Source organism: Pseudomonas sp. S2_H01 (genome assembly GCF_054668305.1).
This window is the reverse complement of record NZ_CP162756.1, coordinates 3,874,039-3,890,316: the sequence shown is the minus strand read 5'-3', so window position 1 is coordinate 3,890,316 and position 16,278 is coordinate 3,874,039. Positions and strand designations below refer to the sequence as shown.

10 protein-coding genes and 1 pseudogene are annotated in these 16,278 nt (G+C 59.9%); 9 read left to right on the top strand and 2 right to left on the bottom strand.

From position 1 onward, the window contains the following. Positions 1 to 73: 73 nt before the first annotated feature. Positions 74 to 2,920: an RNA polymerase-associated protein RapA gene (rapA, locus tag AB4N84_RS17385; protein WP_460042382.1), complete on the top strand. Its 2,847-nt coding sequence runs from the start codon at positions 74 to 76 to the stop codon at positions 2,918 to 2,920. A gap of 193 nt (positions 2,921 to 3,113) precedes the next feature. Here rapA and AB4N84_RS17380 read toward each other — a convergent pair whose 3' ends face one another. Further along, positions 3,114 to 4,469, bottom strand: a complete 1,356-nt coding sequence (locus AB4N84_RS17380) for a spinster family MFS transporter (protein ID WP_460042381.1) — start codon at positions 4,467 to 4,469, stop codon at positions 3,114 to 3,116. Positions 4,470 to 4,751: 282 nt separating this feature from the next. Here AB4N84_RS17380 and AB4N84_RS17375 point away from each other — a divergent pair. The 3 genes and pseudogenes from AB4N84_RS17375 to AB4N84_RS17365 all read left to right on the top strand — a co-directional run bounded on the left by AB4N84_RS17375 (position 4,752) and on the right by AB4N84_RS17365 (position 9,982). Beyond that, positions 4,752 to 5,140, top strand: a pseudogene (locus tag AB4N84_RS17375) (YkgJ family cysteine cluster protein). Positions 5,141 to 5,287: 147 nt separating this feature from the next. Next, the gene (locus AB4N84_RS17370; RefSeq protein ID WP_460042380.1) at positions 5,288 to 7,591 is read left to right on the top strand and encodes a putative bifunctional diguanylate cyclase/phosphodiesterase; all 2,304 of its coding nucleotides are present in this window, start codon (positions 5,288 to 5,290) and stop codon (positions 7,589 to 7,591) included. Between the two features lie 204 nt (positions 7,592 to 7,795). After that, on the top strand, positions 7,796 to 9,982 hold the full coding sequence (locus tag AB4N84_RS17365; protein WP_074753101.1) for a hypothetical protein: 2,187 nt from the start codon (positions 7,796 to 7,798) through the stop codon (positions 9,980 to 9,982). 507 nt (positions 9,983 to 10,489) lie between these two features. Here AB4N84_RS17365 and AB4N84_RS17360 read toward each other — a convergent pair. Next, complete coding sequence (locus AB4N84_RS17360) at positions 10,490 to 10,789, bottom strand: DUF2288 domain-containing protein (protein WP_074753102.1); 300 nt, start codon at positions 10,787 to 10,789, stop codon at positions 10,490 to 10,492. Between the two features lie 328 nt (positions 10,790 to 11,117). Here AB4N84_RS17360 and AB4N84_RS17355 point away from each other — a divergent pair, with 328 nt between their 5' ends. The 5 genes from AB4N84_RS17355 to AB4N84_RS17335 all read left to right on the top strand — a co-directional run bounded on the left by AB4N84_RS17355 (position 11,118) and on the right by AB4N84_RS17335 (position 16,117). After that, positions 11,118 to 12,245, top strand: a complete 1,128-nt coding sequence (locus tag AB4N84_RS17355; RefSeq protein WP_460042379.1) for a branched-chain amino acid ABC transporter substrate-binding protein — start codon at positions 11,118 to 11,120, stop codon at positions 12,243 to 12,245. Between the two features lie 217 nt (positions 12,246 to 12,462). Next, positions 12,463 to 13,389 carry a high-affinity branched-chain amino acid ABC transporter permease LivH gene (livH, locus tag AB4N84_RS17350; protein WP_074753104.1) on the top strand — a complete coding sequence of 309 codons (927 nt, stop codon included), beginning with the start codon at positions 12,463 to 12,465 and terminating at the stop codon, positions 13,387 to 13,389. Next, on the top strand, positions 13,386 to 14,648 hold the full coding sequence (locus AB4N84_RS17345; RefSeq protein WP_460042377.1) for a high-affinity branched-chain amino acid ABC transporter permease LivM: 1,263 nt from the start codon (positions 13,386 to 13,388) through the stop codon (positions 14,646 to 14,648). The genes livH and AB4N84_RS17345 overlap by 4 nt, the downstream gene beginning before the upstream one ends. Continuing rightward, on the top strand, positions 14,648 to 15,415 hold the full coding sequence (gene livG, locus AB4N84_RS17340; RefSeq protein WP_074753106.1) for a high-affinity branched-chain amino acid ABC transporter ATP-binding protein LivG: 768 nt from the start codon (positions 14,648 to 14,650) through the stop codon (positions 15,413 to 15,415). The genes AB4N84_RS17345 and livG overlap by 1 nt, the downstream gene beginning before the upstream one ends. Next, complete coding sequence (locus AB4N84_RS17335) at positions 15,416 to 16,117, top strand: ABC transporter ATP-binding protein (RefSeq protein WP_062387842.1); 702 nt, start codon at positions 15,416 to 15,418, stop codon at positions 16,115 to 16,117. It begins immediately after the preceding gene. Positions 16,118 to 16,278 lie beyond the last annotated feature (161 nt).

Here is a 16,278-nt window from a genome sequence, read left to right as displayed (position 1 = left end):
TACATTGTGGCTTTGGCCTGGGCGGCTTGTTCCGTTACCATAGTCGGCTTTTTCAAGGCGGGAGTCAGGCAGCATGGCGCAGCAGTATCAACCGGGGCAACGCTGGATTAGCGACAGCGAAGCCGAGCTGGGTTTAGGCACCGTTCTGGCACAGGACGGCCGCTTGTTGACCGTGCTCTATCCGGCCACTGGCGACACCCGCCAGTATGCGTTGCGCAATGCCCCGCTCACGCGGGTCCGCTTCTCGCCGGGTGACACCATCACCCACTTCGAGAACTGGAAAATGACCGTGCGCGAAGTCGACGACGTCGACGGCCTGCTGGTCTACCACGGCCTCAACGCGCAGAACCAGCCGGTGACCCTGCCGGAAACCCAACTCTCGAACTTCATTCAGTTCCGTCTGGCCAGCGACCGTCTGTTCGCCGGTCAGATCGACCCGCTGGCCTGGTTCTCGCTGCGCTACCACACGCTGGAGCACACCAGCCGTCAGCTGCAATCCTCGCTGTGGGGCTTGGGCGGTGTGCGTGCCCAACCGATCGCGCACCAGTTGCACATCGCCCGTGAAGTGGCCGACCGTATCGCGCCGCGTGTTTTGCTGGCCGACGAAGTGGGCTTGGGCAAGACCATCGAAGCCGGTCTGGTGATTCACCGCCAACTGTTGTCAGGCCGCGCCAGCCGCGTGCTGATCCTGGTTCCCGAAAACCTGCAGCACCAGTGGCTGGTGGAAATGCGCCGCCGTTTCAACCTGCAGGTGGCGCTGTTCGACGCCGAGCGCTTCATCGAAAGCGATGCCAGCAACCCGTTCGAAGACACCCAGCTTGCCCTGGTCTCGCTGGAGTGGCTGGTCGATGACGAGAAGGCGCAAGACGCGCTGTTCGCCGCCGGCTGGGACCTGCTGGTCGTCGACGAAGCCCACCACCTGGTGTGGCACGAAGAAAAGGCCAGCCCGGAATACTCGCTGGTCGAGCAACTGGCCGAAGTGATTCCAGGCGTGCTGCTGCTCACCGCAACGCCTGAGCAACTGGGACAGGACAGCCACTTCGCCCGTCTGCGCCTGCTCGACCCGAACCGTTTCCACGACCTGCACGCGTTCCGCGCCGAGAGCGAAAACTATCGCCCGGTCGCCGAAGCCGTTCAGGAACTGCTCGATCAAGGCCGCCTCTCGCCGAAAGCGCACAAGACCATTCACGGTTTCCTGGGTGCCGAAGGCGAAGCACTGCTGGGCGCCGTGGCCGATGGCGACACCGAAGCCAGCGCGCGCCTGATTCGCGAACTGCTGGACCGCCATGGCACCGGTCGCGTGCTGTTCCGCAACACCCGTGCCGCCGTGCAGGGTTTCCCGGAGCGCAAGCTGCACCCTTACCCACTGCCGTGCCCGGCCGAATACCTCGAACTGCCGATGGGCGAGCACGCCGACTTGTACCCGGAAGTCAGCTTCCAGGCCCAGGGCGAAACCAGCGAGGAAGAACGCTGGTGGCGTTTCGACCCGCGCGTCGACTGGCTGATCGACACCCTGAAGATGCTCAAGCGCGTCAAAGTGCTGGTGATCTGCGCCCACGCCGAAACGGCCATGGACCTGGAAGACGCACTGCGCGTTCGCTCCGGCATCCCGGCCACCGTGTTCCACGAAGGCATGAACATCCTGGAACGTGACCGCGCCGCCGCTTACTTCGCCGACGAAGAGTTCGGCGCACAGGTATTGATCTGTTCGGAAATCGGCAGCGAAGGCCGCAACTTCCAGTTCTCCCATCACCTGGTGTTGTTCGACCTGCCTGCGCACCCGGACCTGCTGGAACAGCGTATCGGCCGTCTGGACCGTATCGGCCAGAAACACATCATCGAACTGCACGTGCCCTATCTGGAAACAAGCCCGCAAGAGCGCCTGTTCCAGTGGTATCACGAAGCGCTCAACGCGTTCCTCAACACCTGCCCGACCGGCAACGCGCTGCAACATCAGTTCGGCCCGCGCCTGTTGCCGCTGCTCGAAGGCGGCGATGATGACGACTGGACAGCACTGGTCAGCGAAGCGCGTGCCGAGCGCGAGCGTCTGGAAAGCGAGCTGCACACCGGCCGCGACCGCCTGCTGGAACTCAACTCAGGCGGCGCCGGTGAAGGCGAAGCGCTGGTCGAGGCCATCCTTGAGCAGGACGATCAGTTCACCCTGCCGATCTACATGGAAACCCTGTTCGACGCCTTCGGCATCGACAGCGAAGACCATTCGGAAAACGCCCTGATCCTCAAGCCGAGCGAGAAGATGCTCGACGCCAGCTTCCCGCTGGGTGACGACGAAGGCGTGACCATTACCTACGACCGCAACCAGGCGCTGTCCCGCGAAGACATGCAGTTCATCACCTGGGAACACCCGATGGTGCAAGGCGGCATGGACCTGGTGCTGTCCGGCTCGATGGGCAACACCGCCGTCGCGCTGATCAAGAACAAGGCGCTGAAACCCGGCACCGTGCTGCTTGAGCTGCTGTACGTCAGTGAAGTGGTCGCCCCGCGTTCGCTGCAACTGGGTCGTTACCTGCCACCGGCCGCCCTGCGCTGCCTGCTGGACGGCAACGGCAACGACCTGTCGGGCCGTGTCTCGTTCACCACCCTGAACGATCAGCTGGAAAGCGTTCCGCGTGCCAGCGCCAACAAGTTCATCCAGGCCCAGCGTGACGTGCTCAACCCGCAAATCACCGCCGCCGAAAGCAAGATCGCCCCGAAACACGCCGAACGCGTGGCAGAGGCACAGCGTCGGCTGGCCGCTGACACCGACGAAGAGCTGGCCCGTCTGACCGCCCTGCAAGCGGTCAACCCGACCGTTCGTGATAGCGAACTGACCGCGCTGCGCGAGTTGCGTGAGCAAGGTCTGGCGATGCTGGACAAAGCGGCGCTGCGGCTGGAAGCGATTCGGGTGTTGGTCGCGGGTTAAACCGCTCGCCGCAGATGATGCGGCGAATACCAATATGTAGGAGCGTGGCTTGTCCCGCGATCTGCTGCGAAGCAGCAGTAAAAACCGGACACCTTGGCAGTATCAAGTAAACCGCACTCACAGGTTTTGCGACCGGTTCCCGGTCGATCGCGGGACAAGCCACGCTCCTACAGGTCCGTAGAAAACCGGAAAATCACGCCACCGACGGCTTCACCCCCTGCCCCACCGGCTCATCGGCCACCATCCCTTCGCGCATCCGCTGCGCATCGCGACTGAAACACTTCGACGCCCGCACCAGAAACACCAGCGCGAAAAACAACGCGACCGGGATCAGGTACATCGCGTCATGCAGGCCAACCGCCTTGAATGCCTCGGTCATCTGCTCCACCTGCGCCGCGTTCATCGCCGTATGCGCAAAGTGATCGGACAGCAAGCCCACCACCACCGGCCCCAGACCGCCACCCAACAGGTAAAGCCCGGCAAAGAACAGCGCCATCGCGGTGGCTCGCAGCCTGGGCTGCACGACGTCCTGAATCGCGGTGTAAACGCAGGTATAGAAGTTGTAGGAAAACAACCAGCCAACGCTGAACACGCCCACAAACACGGCGATCTCGATACGCCCGGCGTGCAGGGCATAGCCGGTGCACAGGCTCGCGACGGCCATGCTCAACGCTGCGAACATGAGCCGGCCGTTGGCAAATCGCTGATGCAGCTTGTCAGCGATCCAGCCGCCCACGGTCAAACCCACGAGCCCGGTCACACCGACGATAATCCCCGTGGCCATCGCGGCGTCCTGTAGCGGCAGCAGGAAGTAACGCTGGAGCATCGGCACCATGAAGGAGTTACACGCGTAGGTTGAAAAATTGAAGGCAAGACCCGCCAGCACCAGCCAGCGGAACGTGGGAATCGACAACACACGACGGATTGGCCGGTCGATTTTCTCCTGCGACACCGCCACGCTTTCCGCCGCCCCGCGGGCGGGCTCACGGATAAAGAACATGAACACCGCCAGCAGCAAACCCGGTACGGCGGCAATGAAGAACGGCGCGCGCCAACTGTCGAACGCCTTGACCATCGCCCCGATGGTAAAGAACGCCAACAACAGGCCCAACGGCAAGCCGAGCATGAAAATCCCCATCGCCCGCGCCCGCTTGTGCGCAGGGAACAGATCGCCGATCAGCGAGTTTGCCGCAGGCGCGTAGCTTGCTTCTCCAATCCCCACGCCCATGCGCACCAACAGGAACGCCCAAAAGTTACCGACCAGGCCATTCACTGCTGTCAGGCCGCTCCATACCGCCAGTCCCCAGCCCATCAGCTTGCGGCGTGAACCGTTGTCCGCCATGCGCGCCAGGGGCAAACCCGCGATGGCGTAGACCAGGGTAAACGCCGTACCGATGATGCCGAGCTGGAAGTCGCTCAGCAGCCATTCCTTGCGGATGGGCTCGATGATGATCGCGGGAATGGTGCGATCGAAGAAGTTGAACAGATTGGCCAGAAACAGCAGGAACAGAATGCGCCACGCGTTCGCTGCCTGAGTCGAATGATCCATGTGTCGATCTCTTTATTGTTTTTGTTGGGCCAGACACCATCAAGCCGGGAAATGGAAATCTAGTCAGGGATGTCCAACCTGTCTTTGATCATTCGCAAGGCTGATATGGGCCCATCGCACGGGCGTTTCCCTACGATCAGGCGTCCCCCTGATGCCTGCGGATTTCAAGCGTCATACATATCCAGAAATATTTTTCCGGCCTACTTCCCAGCCGCCATGGAAAGCCTAGAATAGCCCGCCGATCCATCCCCCTTCCCGACTCATTCCCCTCGGTTAATGTCCATGTCCGAAGCCAGTCCGTGCCTGAATTGTGGTGCCTGCTGTTCACACTTTCGTGTGTCTTTTTTTGGGGTGAATGCGCGTCGGCCGGTGGAACCGTCCCCGATGAGCTGGTAAGCAGCATCAGCCCCAGCCGCGTAGCGATGTTGGGAACCGACTGCAAATCCGTGCGGTGCACCGCCCTTGTGGGTGACGTTGGAACAGGCACCCGTTGCTCGATCTACGAACAGCGCTCCAGCACCTGCAGAGAGTTCGAAGCCTCGTGGACCGACGGCCTGCACAACCCGGACTGCGACGCTGCCCGGGCGGCGTTCGGGCTGGCGGCCATCGTCCAGCCAACCGTTTCCCCAGAAACATGGCCGCTACTTGCCGATGCTGCCTGCGTCGCTTAGAACATTTCGCTATTGACGTTATTTCAAAAAAATTGGTACGTCCGTCTCCAGAGGGCTGTTTTAAAACCTGCCGCCTCTATAATTCATCGCAAAGTGCCATCAGTTACCCAGACTGAGGTTACCCGCCGTTGACACATGGAGCGTGCTATGGATTGGCTGGGGCTGCATTTTTTACCCTCTGTACCGGCGGATGCCCGGATGCTGCTGGAATGCAGCCATAACCCTCTGCTCATCGTCCTCGCCTATCTGGTTGCCTGCTCGGCCAGTTTTGCGACCCTGGACATTGCCGAGCGGGTCGGACACGTTGACAACCGTCGGGCCAGGATTCGCTGGCGGGCGTTAGGCGCCCTGTGTCTGGCGGTCGGCATCTGGGCGATGCATTTCATCAGCATGCTGTCGTTTCAGACCCCGCTCGAAATGCACTACGACCTTCCGGTGACGATCGCCTCATTGGGGATCGCTCTGATCTCCGGCATGGTCGCGATGGAAGCGCTGAGCCACCCTCATTTACGCGCGGCTCAATACCTGTTCGCTTCGTTGTGCATCGGTCTGGGCATCACCGCCATGCACTACGTCGGTATGTCTGCGATGCGCTCGAGCGCCACGCATTATTACGAACCGGTCCGCTTCGCGGCGTCGATCATCATCGCTGTCGCCAGCAGCCTCGCCGCGCTGGTCCTGGCCATTCATCTGCGCCAGGGCAGCGGCATGTTTCACCAATTGCTCAAATACGGCGCAAGCCTGGTCCTCGGCGCGGGCATCGTCAGCACCCATTTCATGGGCATGTGGGCGCTGCACCTGATGGTGCCCGCCGACCTGCCATTGCAAGGCCCGTCGACCGACAACAGCCTGCACTTGAGCCTGACCATCGCCCTGATCGTCCTGCTGATCATCGCCGGCAGCGTCAGCGCGGCGCTGGCCGATAAAAAACTGCAAGCCAAGGAACGCGATCTGCGAAGGGTCAACGCCCTGCTCAGCCAGCTCGATCAGGCACGGGTCTCCTTGCAGCAGGTCGCGCACTACGACGCGCTGACCAACCTGATCAACCGTCGCGGCTTCAACCAGATCTTTGCCGAGCGTCTGATGGAGCAGAAGTTGACGGAGGGCATGCTGGCGGTGATGTTTCTCGACATCGACCACTTCAAGCGCATCAACGACAGCCTCGGCCACGATGCCGGCGACGAGCTCCTCAAGGTGATCGCCGAGCGGATCCGCAGCGCGACCCGCGCCCACGATGTGGTCGCCCGATTTGGCGGCGACGAGTTCTGCATCCTGATCGCGCTGCACAACACCGATGAAGCCCAGCATCTGGCGCAACGTGTGATGCAGAAGATGAAAGAACCCATCGCGTTGTCGGGGCGGCGGATGGTCATGACCACCAGCATCGGCATCAGCCTGTACCCGCAAGACGGCGACACCTCGGAAGAACTGCTCAAGCACGCCGACCTGGCGCTCTATCAGTCCAAGGGACATGGCCGCAACAGCATTCATTTCTTCAGCGCCAACCTCAAGACCAAAGCCAGCCTGGAATTGCATCTGGAAGAAGAACTGCGCGCCGCGTTGCGGGAGGAAAACGGCCTGCAGCTCTACTACCAACCCATCGTCGACCTGCGCACCGGTCATGTGGCCAAGTTCGAGGCGCTGGTGCGTTGGGAACATCCGATCCATGGCCTGCTGACACCGGACCGCTTTATCGGCATCGCGGAAAACAATGGCCTGATCGCCGAACTCGACAACTGGGTCCTGCGCCGAGCCTGTCGAGACTTGGGCCTACTGACCGAACCCGGGTTCGAGAAGCTGGTGATTGCGGTGAACTGCTCTGCCCTGAATCTGGCGCGCGACGAACTTGTGGATGAGGTGGCCAGTGCGCTACGGGAAGCCAACGTCGCGCCTCACCGGCTGGAAATGGAAATCACCGAAAACGCCCTGATGGGCAATATCAGCAACACTATCCTGCTGCTCCAGGACATTCGCGCGTTGGGTGTCGGGCTGTCCATCGACGACTTCGGCACGGGTTATTCCTCGCTGGCCTATCTCAAGCGCCTGCCGTTGGACACGGTCAAGATCGACCGCTCATTCATCATCGACATCCCGAAATCCCCGCAGGACATGGAAATCGTTCAGGCGATCATCCTCATGGCCCACACCTTACACCTCAAGGTCGTCACCGAAGGCGTCGAAACGCCCGCGCAGCTGGAATTCCTCAGTCAGTACGGCTGCGATTACGTGCAGGGTTATCTGTTCAGTAAACCAGCGCCCCTGAGCAACCTGAGGCCGCTGGTACAGCAGCTCAACCTGAGTCGACCCGCCGGCCTGTGGCCCTCGACGACCCTACTCGATGCCGCGAACATGGCCGTCCACGGACCGGTCAATCCGTTGGGCCTGACCGACAGCAGTGATCCACACACGCACCGGTTCACCAAAGCCTCGCGTGCTGAACCCGCCGGGTAATTGTGATCTGTCCCACAACCCCGCGACATTGAGCCTTCGCGCACTCAAGAAAGACCGTTCATCGCCGATCATCCGAGGGATTCCCTTAGGCAGCGCTAGGGTTCGGCCCTATCGCTCGCCGTCGATACCCCGCTGTACAGTCGGGTTTTCTTTTTGGTGGTGGCGCGATGACATTCCTGCGCCCTCCTTCAGGCATGGCGTGCGATGAACAATAAAACCGAGGCAGCAGGCGCTGTATCCGAACTTCTGCAGACCGTACTTACCGAGCACAGCGTTGTGCCCCAAGGGCACTACCGTCCTGAGCCTGTCCCTGCACAGTCGTACCTTTACTTCACGGAAACCGATACCGACCGCATCCTCGATAACCTCGACGGACTGCGCGACATGGTGTTCCCGCCATCGATGCATTTTGAAGAGGCGGAAAACCGCAGTGATCAGCAGTTTCCCTCGGTTTGCCTGATTGGCCTGGGACGGTGCGGTTCCAACATCGCTCTGGATGTCGCCGAACTGGTCTACAACGCGCGCACGTTCTACCTGAACCAACTGAACAATGACGATCGCCTGCGGGACGACAAGGGCTATAGCCCGGCTCGCTGGATTCGCAACAACCTGCGTCTGGTGCAGAACAAATCGAGCAAACCGGTGTTTCTGGTCGAACCGCTGGTGATGCTCGGCGACCTGGACAAGGACATCGCGGGGCGGATCCGCTTCTCACGCAAAGGTGAAAAAAGCGGTTTCATCAAGGACTACAGCAAGATGAAGATCATGGACCTGTCTGAGGTCCATGCAGGCGGCGCCGGTAACGCGCCGATCCTGGGTCAGTACCTGGCCAAGATCATCCTCAACAAAGACACCGAGCACTTCTCCAGCGCTGACTGGAAACTGATTCACTCGTACCTGATCGACTCCTGCGGCATCAAAGCCAACCAGTCGCGCCTGTATTTCTACATCTTCAGCGCCGGCGGCGGTACGGGCTCGGGCATGGCTTCGGAATTCGGCCTGGCCCAGCAGTTCTCGTACATGAACAAGACCTTCGACACCAAGCCCGCCAGCGAAAACGACGGCAAGCGCGGCCGCTCATTCGTGTTCGAACCGATCTTCACCAGCGGCATCTGCGTGCTGCCGAACATTTCCGATCACCGCAGTGAAATGTCCGAAGCCCTGCACATCAACGCCGGTCGCTTGCTGTGCAAGTACCTCGCGGAAGAATGGGACTTCTCATACAACTTCGAGAATGAAGACAGCAGCGAGGCCAGCGTCATGGGCCGTATTCGCCCATGGAACGCGATGATGCTGATCTCCAACGACATCATGCGCTACGCCGAAGAAAGCGATGACGGCACCATCGAGAACATCGACGTCAACGCCATGGAGCGTCACGCCAACCAGTACATCTCACAACAGATCTTCAACATTCTGACGGCGCAGGCGGTGACCACCGACTACGACCAGAACTATTTCCGTCGGGCCGGCATCGACATCGGCGAAACCATTCGCCTGGACGCCAACGATCTGTTCATGAGCCTTGCCGGCCCGGTCGCCATTGCCTACGCCGAATCGGTGGTGCCGGAAACGCCAGTAGCGGGTTCCGACAAGCTCAAGCTGTTCGAAAAAGAGCAGCCACGCCTGGACATCGACGACCTGTTCTTCCGCTCCATCGACCTGCCGCACTTCAACAAGATGACCCAGGCCATCGAAGGCATCAGCTTGCTGCCGATCGAATCGCGACGCTATCGCGCGGCACTGGAGCAATACAAGTCGTCGGGGTACGACGCCGCTGCGCTGCACGACCTGCACTTCTTCAAGAATTGCTCGTCCGTGGTGTCGATCGTCTCGCTGCCCAAGGACTACAAGCTGTCGTACATGGACCTGAACCGGCTCAAGACGCACCTCAACAGCCTGTTCCCCAACACCACGCTCAAGCGTTACGCCTTGGTTATCGGCGCGTCGGCCAACCTGTCGCTGACAACCCTGATCGCGAAAAGCCCGTGCCTGTCGGATGACTTCCTGACCTTGATCGTGGCGTTCATCAAGCGCTGCTTCGCCAAGCAGCCGTATCGCTTCGATGACACGCTTGATAATTCGATTCTGGATTTCATCATGAGCGAGGAATTCGACGAGGGCCGGATCGACGATCTGCTCAACGAATACGAGAACCCGGCGAAGATCCTGGACACCAACTGGTACGCGATCAAGCCGATGTATGAGAAGAAATACCGGGAGTTGATCGATGACAAATCACGGTTCATCTCGATCAACGACATTCGTATTTCGCGGGAGAGCGTGAAGAAAGCGGTGAAGTACCTGAGAGAGATTTACCGTCACCGGATTGGCAAGACGCGCGTGATTTCGCTGAATCAGCACACGGGGAAGACGGGGTATATGGCTTGAGATCGCTGGGTCTCGGATTGGGATCGCTACATTGATGCCCTTCGGGCGCATTCGCGGGCAAGCGCGCTCCTACATTTGTTGCAACGTGCCACGGCCTGACAGACCGCGTCGGTAGCTTCTGATTGACCGTTCCCACGCTCCGCGTCGACTTGGACGCCGAGCGTCCTGGCAGGCATTCCCACGCAGGGCGTTGGAACGATCACGAACATCAGGCTTACGCAGTCCTTGTAAGAGCGCGCTTGCTCTGGGCCGCACTCGGACGATCTACCGCGCAGCGGTAGCAAAACCAGGCAACTCGATTATCCCGTCACCGCGTATGCACAGGTCTAGCTGCCGGTTCCCGCCAGATCGTCCGGATGCGGCCCAGACACAAGCCACGCTCCTAAAGGTGAGAGTGGCGTAAGGGAGATATCAATGGGACTTTCCGCTACCCCACCCCACGCGCTCAGTTACCTACCTACCCACTTTGCCATCATTCCTCGCACCAAATCAGCGCACCAAAAACCCTCACGCCCTTTCCTGGATCAACACCCAAGGCGCAACTACGACTGCCCACAACGGCGGGTCGCGCTCCAGCAAGTCCAGAGCCGTTGATTCAGAGACCTTCCCGACCTCCCCCGTGCCCAGCCAGGCCGCGACTTTCGCCTCGGCATTCTCGGCAAATGCCTCGGCCACCGCGATCAAATCCTGCGAAGGCTCGACCCACAACAGGGCACCCTTGGCAAAGAAAGGTTGCAATTCTTTCCACGTGATCGAAGCCGTTTCGCCAAGCAGTTTGGCATAGAGGGTGCTAGGTTCTTGCGTCATGGGTTTCACCGTTTGGAAAATCGGCGTAATGATACCGCCGCCTTACCGACCGACAAACCCGGATTCAAGTGATTGATTGCAGAGAACTTCGCTCAGGCCGATAGATTGAACGACCCGGTTCGTCGATAGACCGGCTTGATTGTGTATCTTTCTTTCGATTAAGCGACATCAACAGGTTTTGCCCCCTGCAGCCAGCTTTTCAAGCGCTCGACCGGCGCTCTAAACTGTTCCGGTACAGTTGCTGGGGGTGTGGCCTGGGTAAATCAATCCGGTCCTGCAGCTTCTGGCCGTCAGGATTATAAAAACTACAACGCAAGAGTGGAGCATCATGACTAAGGGTATTAATCAGATTTCCAAGCTGTTTGCCGCACTGGTTCTGGCGGGGGTTGCCAGCCATTCGTTCGCAGCTGACACCATCAAGATCGGGATCGCCGGTCCTAAGACCGGTGCTGTTGCCCAATACGGCGACATGCAGTTCAGCGGTGCCAAAATGGCAATCGCTGACATCAACGCCAAAGGCGGCGTTGATGGCAAGAAACTCGAAGCCGTTGAATACGACGACGCCTGTGACCCTAAACAAGCGGTCGCGATCGCCAACAAGGTGGTCAACGACGGCGTGAAATTCGTGGTCGGTCACCTGTGCTCCAGCTCCACTCAGCCAGCGTCCGACATCTACGAAGACGAAGGCATCATCATGATCACTCCGGCTGCCACCAGCCCGGAAATCACCAACCGTGGCTATAAAATGGTGTTCCGCACCATCGGCCTGGACAGCGCTCAAGGCCCGGCCGCTGCCAACTACATCGCCAAGCAGGTCAAGCCGAAGATCGTTGCGGTCATCCACGACAAACAGCAGTACGGTGAAGGCATCGCCACTGCCGTTAAACAGACCCTGGAAAAAGACGGCGTGAAAGTCGCCCTGTTCGAAGGCATCAACGCCGGCGACAAGGACTTCTCCTCGCTGATCGCCAAGATGAAACAGGCTAACGTCGATTTCGTGTACTACGGCGGCTACCACCCAGAGCTGGGTCTGATCCTGCGTCAAGCACAGGAAAAAGGCCTGAAAGCCGGCTTCATGGGTCCGGAAGGCGTGGGTAACGCTTCGATCTCGCAGATCGCTCAGGACGCGTCCGAAGGCCTGCTGGTGACCCTGCCGAAATCTTTCGACCAGGACCCGGCCAACAAGGCGCTGGTAGAGGAATTCAAAGCGAAGAAAGAAGATCCGAGCGGTCCTTTCGTGTTCCCGGCCTACGCCGCTGTTGAAGTCATCGCCGAAGGTATCAAGACCGCCAAGTCCGAAGACACCGCCAAAGTGGCAGCCGCCATTCACGCCGGTACCTTCAAGACCCCTACCGGCGATCTGTCTTTCGACGCCAAGGGTGACTTGAAAGACTTCAAATTCGTCGTTTACACCTGGCACAAAGATGGCACCAAGACTGAAGCCCCTGTGAAGTAATCACACGCCCAGTATTGCCCCAAAGCCCACTGCAACCGCAGTGGGCTTTGTTTTACGAGGGGGGATGGATTTCACAAGAGTCCAGACACCTGAACATCTTGAAACCGCACCAGTGAATCACTGGGCTCGTGCCGAACGCGGACGTAGATCACGACGCGCGAGCGGGAAAAAGACTTCACCAGTGAAACACCAGGCAGGTTTTTAGGAGCACTCCGCAATGTCGATAGACCTCTATCACTTTCTTCAACAGCTGGTTAATGGCATGACCATTGGCAGCACTTACGCCTTGATTGCCATCGGCTACACCATGGTCTACGGCATCATCGGCATGATCAACTTCGCCCACGGCGAGGTGTACATGATCGGTTCGTACGTGGCGTTCATCGCCCTGGCGGGCCTGACCATGCTTGGTATGGACAACCTGCCCCTGCTGATCACGGCTGCGTTCGTCGCCAGTATCGTGGTGACCAGCGCCTATGGTTACGCCATCGAACGGGTCGCCTACCGTCCGCTGCGCGGCAGCAACCGTCTGATCCCCCTGATTTCCGCAATCGGTATGTCGATCTTCCTGCAGAACACCGTGCTGTTGTCGCAGGACTCCAAGGACAAATCGATCCCCAACCTGATCCCTGGCAACTTCGTCTTCGGCCCCGGCAGCACGCACGAAGTGGTGATCTCGTACATGCAGATCCTGATCTTCATCGTTACCCTGGTGGCGATGCTCGGTCTGACCTGGTTCATCTCCCGCTCCCGCCTGGGTCGCGCCTGCCGCGCCTGTGCCGAGGACATCAAGATGGCCAACCTGCTCGGTATCAATACCAACAACATCATCGCCCTGACCTTCGTCATCGGTGCGGCGCTGGCGGCGGTCGCTGCCGTACTGCTGAGCATGCAGTACGGCGTGATCAACCCCAACGCCGGGTTCCTCGTCGGCATCAAGGCCTTCACCGCAGCGGTACTGGGCGGTATCGGCAGTATCCCGGGCGCGATGCTCGGCGGTCTGGTGCTGGGTGTGGCTGAAGCGTTTGGTGCCGACATTTTCGGCGACCAGTACAAGGATGTGGTGGCGTTCGGTCTTCTCGTATTGGTGTTGTTGTTCCGGCCAACCGGCCTGCTGGGCCGTCCGGAGGTTGAAAAAGTATGACCAGGAATCTCAAATCGGCCCTCTTCAGCGCAGTGCTGGTGCTGGCCGTCGCTTACCCGATCCTCGGGCTCAAACTGGACATCGTCGGGGTCAACCTGGCGGTTGTCGGTGCAAGCACCACCACGGTGCTGGTGATTTTCGCCGCCGCGCTGCTGATGTTCCTGCGCGTGCTGTTCAATGAGCAGATCAGCGCCATGTGGCGTTCACGCCCGCAGAAGCAGCTGGTGTCGGACAAGGCCAGCAACTTCCTGACCCTGCCATCGACGCAGCGTTGGTTCCTCGGCGCGATCGTTGTCGCCGCCCTGGTCTGGCCGTTCTTCGGCTCCCGCGGCGCGGTGGACATCGCCACGCTGATCCTGATCTACGTGATGCTCGGCCTGGGCCTGAACATCGTGGTCGGTCTGGCGGGCCTGCTGGACCTGGGTTACGTCGGCTTCTATGCCGTCGGCGCCTACACCTACGCCCTGTTGCAGCACTACTTCGGCTTTGGTTTCTGGATCTGCCTGCCGCTGGCCGGTTTGGCGTCTGCGACCTTTGGCTTCCTGCTGGGCTTCCCGGTGTTGCGTCTGCGCGGCGACTATCTGGCCATCGTGACGCTGGGTTTCGGCGAAATCATTCGTCTGTTCCTGCGTAACCTGACCGACATCACCGGCGGCCCGAACGGCATCAGCAACATCGAAAAACCGACGCTGTTCGGCCTGAGCTTCGAGCGCAAGGCCGCCGAAGGGATGCAGACCTTCCACGAGTATTTCGGCCTGGAATACAACTCCATCAACAAGGTGATCTTCCTTTACCTGATCGCCCTGCTGCTGGCGCTGTTGGCGCTTTTCGTGATCAACCGCCTGCTGCGCATGCCGATCGGTCGCGCGTGGGAAGCCCTGCGCGAAGACGAAATTGCCTGCCGTGCACTGGGCTTGAACCCTACGGTGATCAAGCTCTCCGCGTTTACCCTCGGTGCGGCGTTCGCCGGTTTCGCTGGCAGCTTCTTTGCCGCACGCCAAGGCCTGATCACCCCGGAATCGTTCACGTTCCTTGAGTCGGCGATCATCCTCGCCATCGTGGTACTGGGCGGCATGGGCTCGCAGCTGGGCGTGATTCTCGCCGCCGTGGTGATGATCCTGTTGCCTGAACTGCTCCGCGAATTCAGCGAATACCGGATGTTGGGCTTCGGCGCCTTGATGGTGCTGATGATGATCTGGCGTCCTCAGGGCTTCCTGCCAATGCAGCGTCCCGTCATGAAACTCAAAGGGGAACGCTGATGAGCCGTCCACTTCTGCAAGCCTCGGGCTTGAGCATGCGCTTCGGCGGCCTGTTGGCGGTCAACGGCGTGGGTCTGACCGTGAACGAGAAACAGGTGGTGTCGATGATCGGCCCTAACGGCGCCGGCAAGACCACCGTGTTCAACTGCCTCACGGGTTTCTACAAGCCGACGGCGGGGACCATCCTGCTCGACGGCGAACCGATTCAAGGCCTGGCCGGTCACGAGATCGCTCGCAAGGGCGTGGTGCGGACGTTCCAGAACGTGCGTCTATTCAAGGAAATGACCGCCGTCGAGAACCTGCTGGTCGCCCAGCACCGTCACCTCAATACCAACTTCCTGTCCGGTCTGTTCAAGACCCCGTCGTATCGCAAGAGCGAACGCGAGGCGATGGAATACGCCGAGCACTGGCTCGAAGCGGTTGACCTCAAAGCCTTCGCCAACCGCCCTGCCGGTACGCTGGCCTACGGTCAGCAGCGTCGCCTGGAAATCGCCCGCTGCATGATGACCCGTCCACGCATCCTGATGCTCGACGAACCGGCTGCCGGTCTGAACCCCAAGGAAACCGAAGACCTCAAGGCACTGATTGGCGTATTGCGTAATGAGCACAACGCCACCGTGCTGCTGATCGAGCACGACATGAAACTGGTCATGAGCATTTCCGACCACATCGTGGTGATCAACCAGGGCACGCCTCTGGCCGACGGCACGCCCGAGCAGATCCGTGACAATCCTGAAGTGATCAAAGCCTACCTGGGGGAAGCGTAAATGCTGCAGTTCGACAACGTTTCCACCTTCTACGGCAAGATCCAGGCGCTGCACGGCGTCAGCATCGATGTGCAACAGGGTGAGATCGTGACCCTGATCGGCGCCAACGGTGCCGGCAAGTCCACCCTGCTGATGACCCTCTGCGGTTCGCCGCGCGCGCACAGCGGCAGCATCCGTTACATGGGTGAAGAACTGGTGGGCCTGGAGTCGTCGGTGATCATGCGCAAAAGCATCGCGGTGGTGCCGGAAGGCCGTCGCGTGTTCGCCCGCCTGACCGTGGAGGAGAACCTGGCCATGGGAGGGTTCTTCACCGATAAAGGCGATTATCAGGAACAGATGGACAAGGTCCTGGCCTTGTTCCCGCGCCTGAAAGAGCGCTTCAACCAGCGCGGCGGCACCATGTCCGGCGGCGAACAGCAAATGCTCGCCATCGGTCGCGCACTGATGAGCAAGCCCAAGCTGCTGTTGCTCGACGAGCCGTCGCTGGGTCTGGCGCCGATCATCATTCAGCAGATTTTCGAGATTGTCGAACAGCTGCGTCGTGATGGTGTGACGGTGTTTTTGGTTGAGCAGAATGCCAACCAGGCGCTGAAAATTGCTGACCGTGCGTATGTTCTGGAGAACGGCCGGGTGGTGATGCAGGGTTCGGGGGCTGAGTTGCTGGTTGATCCAAAAGTGCGGGATGCGTATTTGGGGGGGTGATTCCCCTGCTCTCTGGCGTTTTGGAAGATCGTGGAAAGGCCCCTTTTTTGGGGCCTTTTTTATTGGGGGTTGGGATTGGGATTGGGGGTATATCCATTTCTGCGGTAACGGCGGCTTAGGGTTCCGCTCTTACAGCGGGTCACTTTTGAAAAGGCACCAAA

Excerpts from the sequence above, each read along its gene's own strand:
- rapA (WP_460042382.1), top strand. The coding sequence starts at position 74 with ATGGCGCAGCAGTATCAACCGGGGCAACGCTGGATTAGCGACAGCGAA.
- AB4N84_RS17380 (WP_460042381.1), bottom strand. The coding sequence starts at position 4,469 with ATGGATCATTCGACTCAGGCAGCGAACGCGTGGCGCATTCTGTTCCTG.
- AB4N84_RS17370 (WP_460042380.1), top strand. The coding sequence starts at position 5,288 with ATGGATTGGCTGGGGCTGCATTTTTTACCCTCTGTACCGGCGGATGCC.
- AB4N84_RS17365 (WP_074753101.1), top strand. The coding sequence starts at position 7,796 with ATGAACAATAAAACCGAGGCAGCAGGCGCTGTATCCGAACTTCTGCAG.
- AB4N84_RS17360 (WP_074753102.1), bottom strand. The coding sequence starts at position 10,789 with ATGACGCAAGAACCTAGCACCCTCTATGCCAAACTGCTTGGCGAAACG.
- AB4N84_RS17355 (WP_460042379.1), top strand. The coding sequence starts at position 11,118 with ATGACTAAGGGTATTAATCAGATTTCCAAGCTGTTTGCCGCACTGGTT.
- livH (WP_074753104.1), top strand. The coding sequence starts at position 12,463 with ATGTCGATAGACCTCTATCACTTTCTTCAACAGCTGGTTAATGGCATG.
- AB4N84_RS17345 (WP_460042377.1), top strand. The coding sequence starts at position 13,386 with ATGACCAGGAATCTCAAATCGGCCCTCTTCAGCGCAGTGCTGGTGCTG.
- livG (WP_074753106.1), top strand. The coding sequence starts at position 14,648 with ATGAGCCGTCCACTTCTGCAAGCCTCGGGCTTGAGCATGCGCTTCGGC.
- AB4N84_RS17335 (WP_062387842.1), top strand. The coding sequence starts at position 15,416 with ATGCTGCAGTTCGACAACGTTTCCACCTTCTACGGCAAGATCCAGGCG.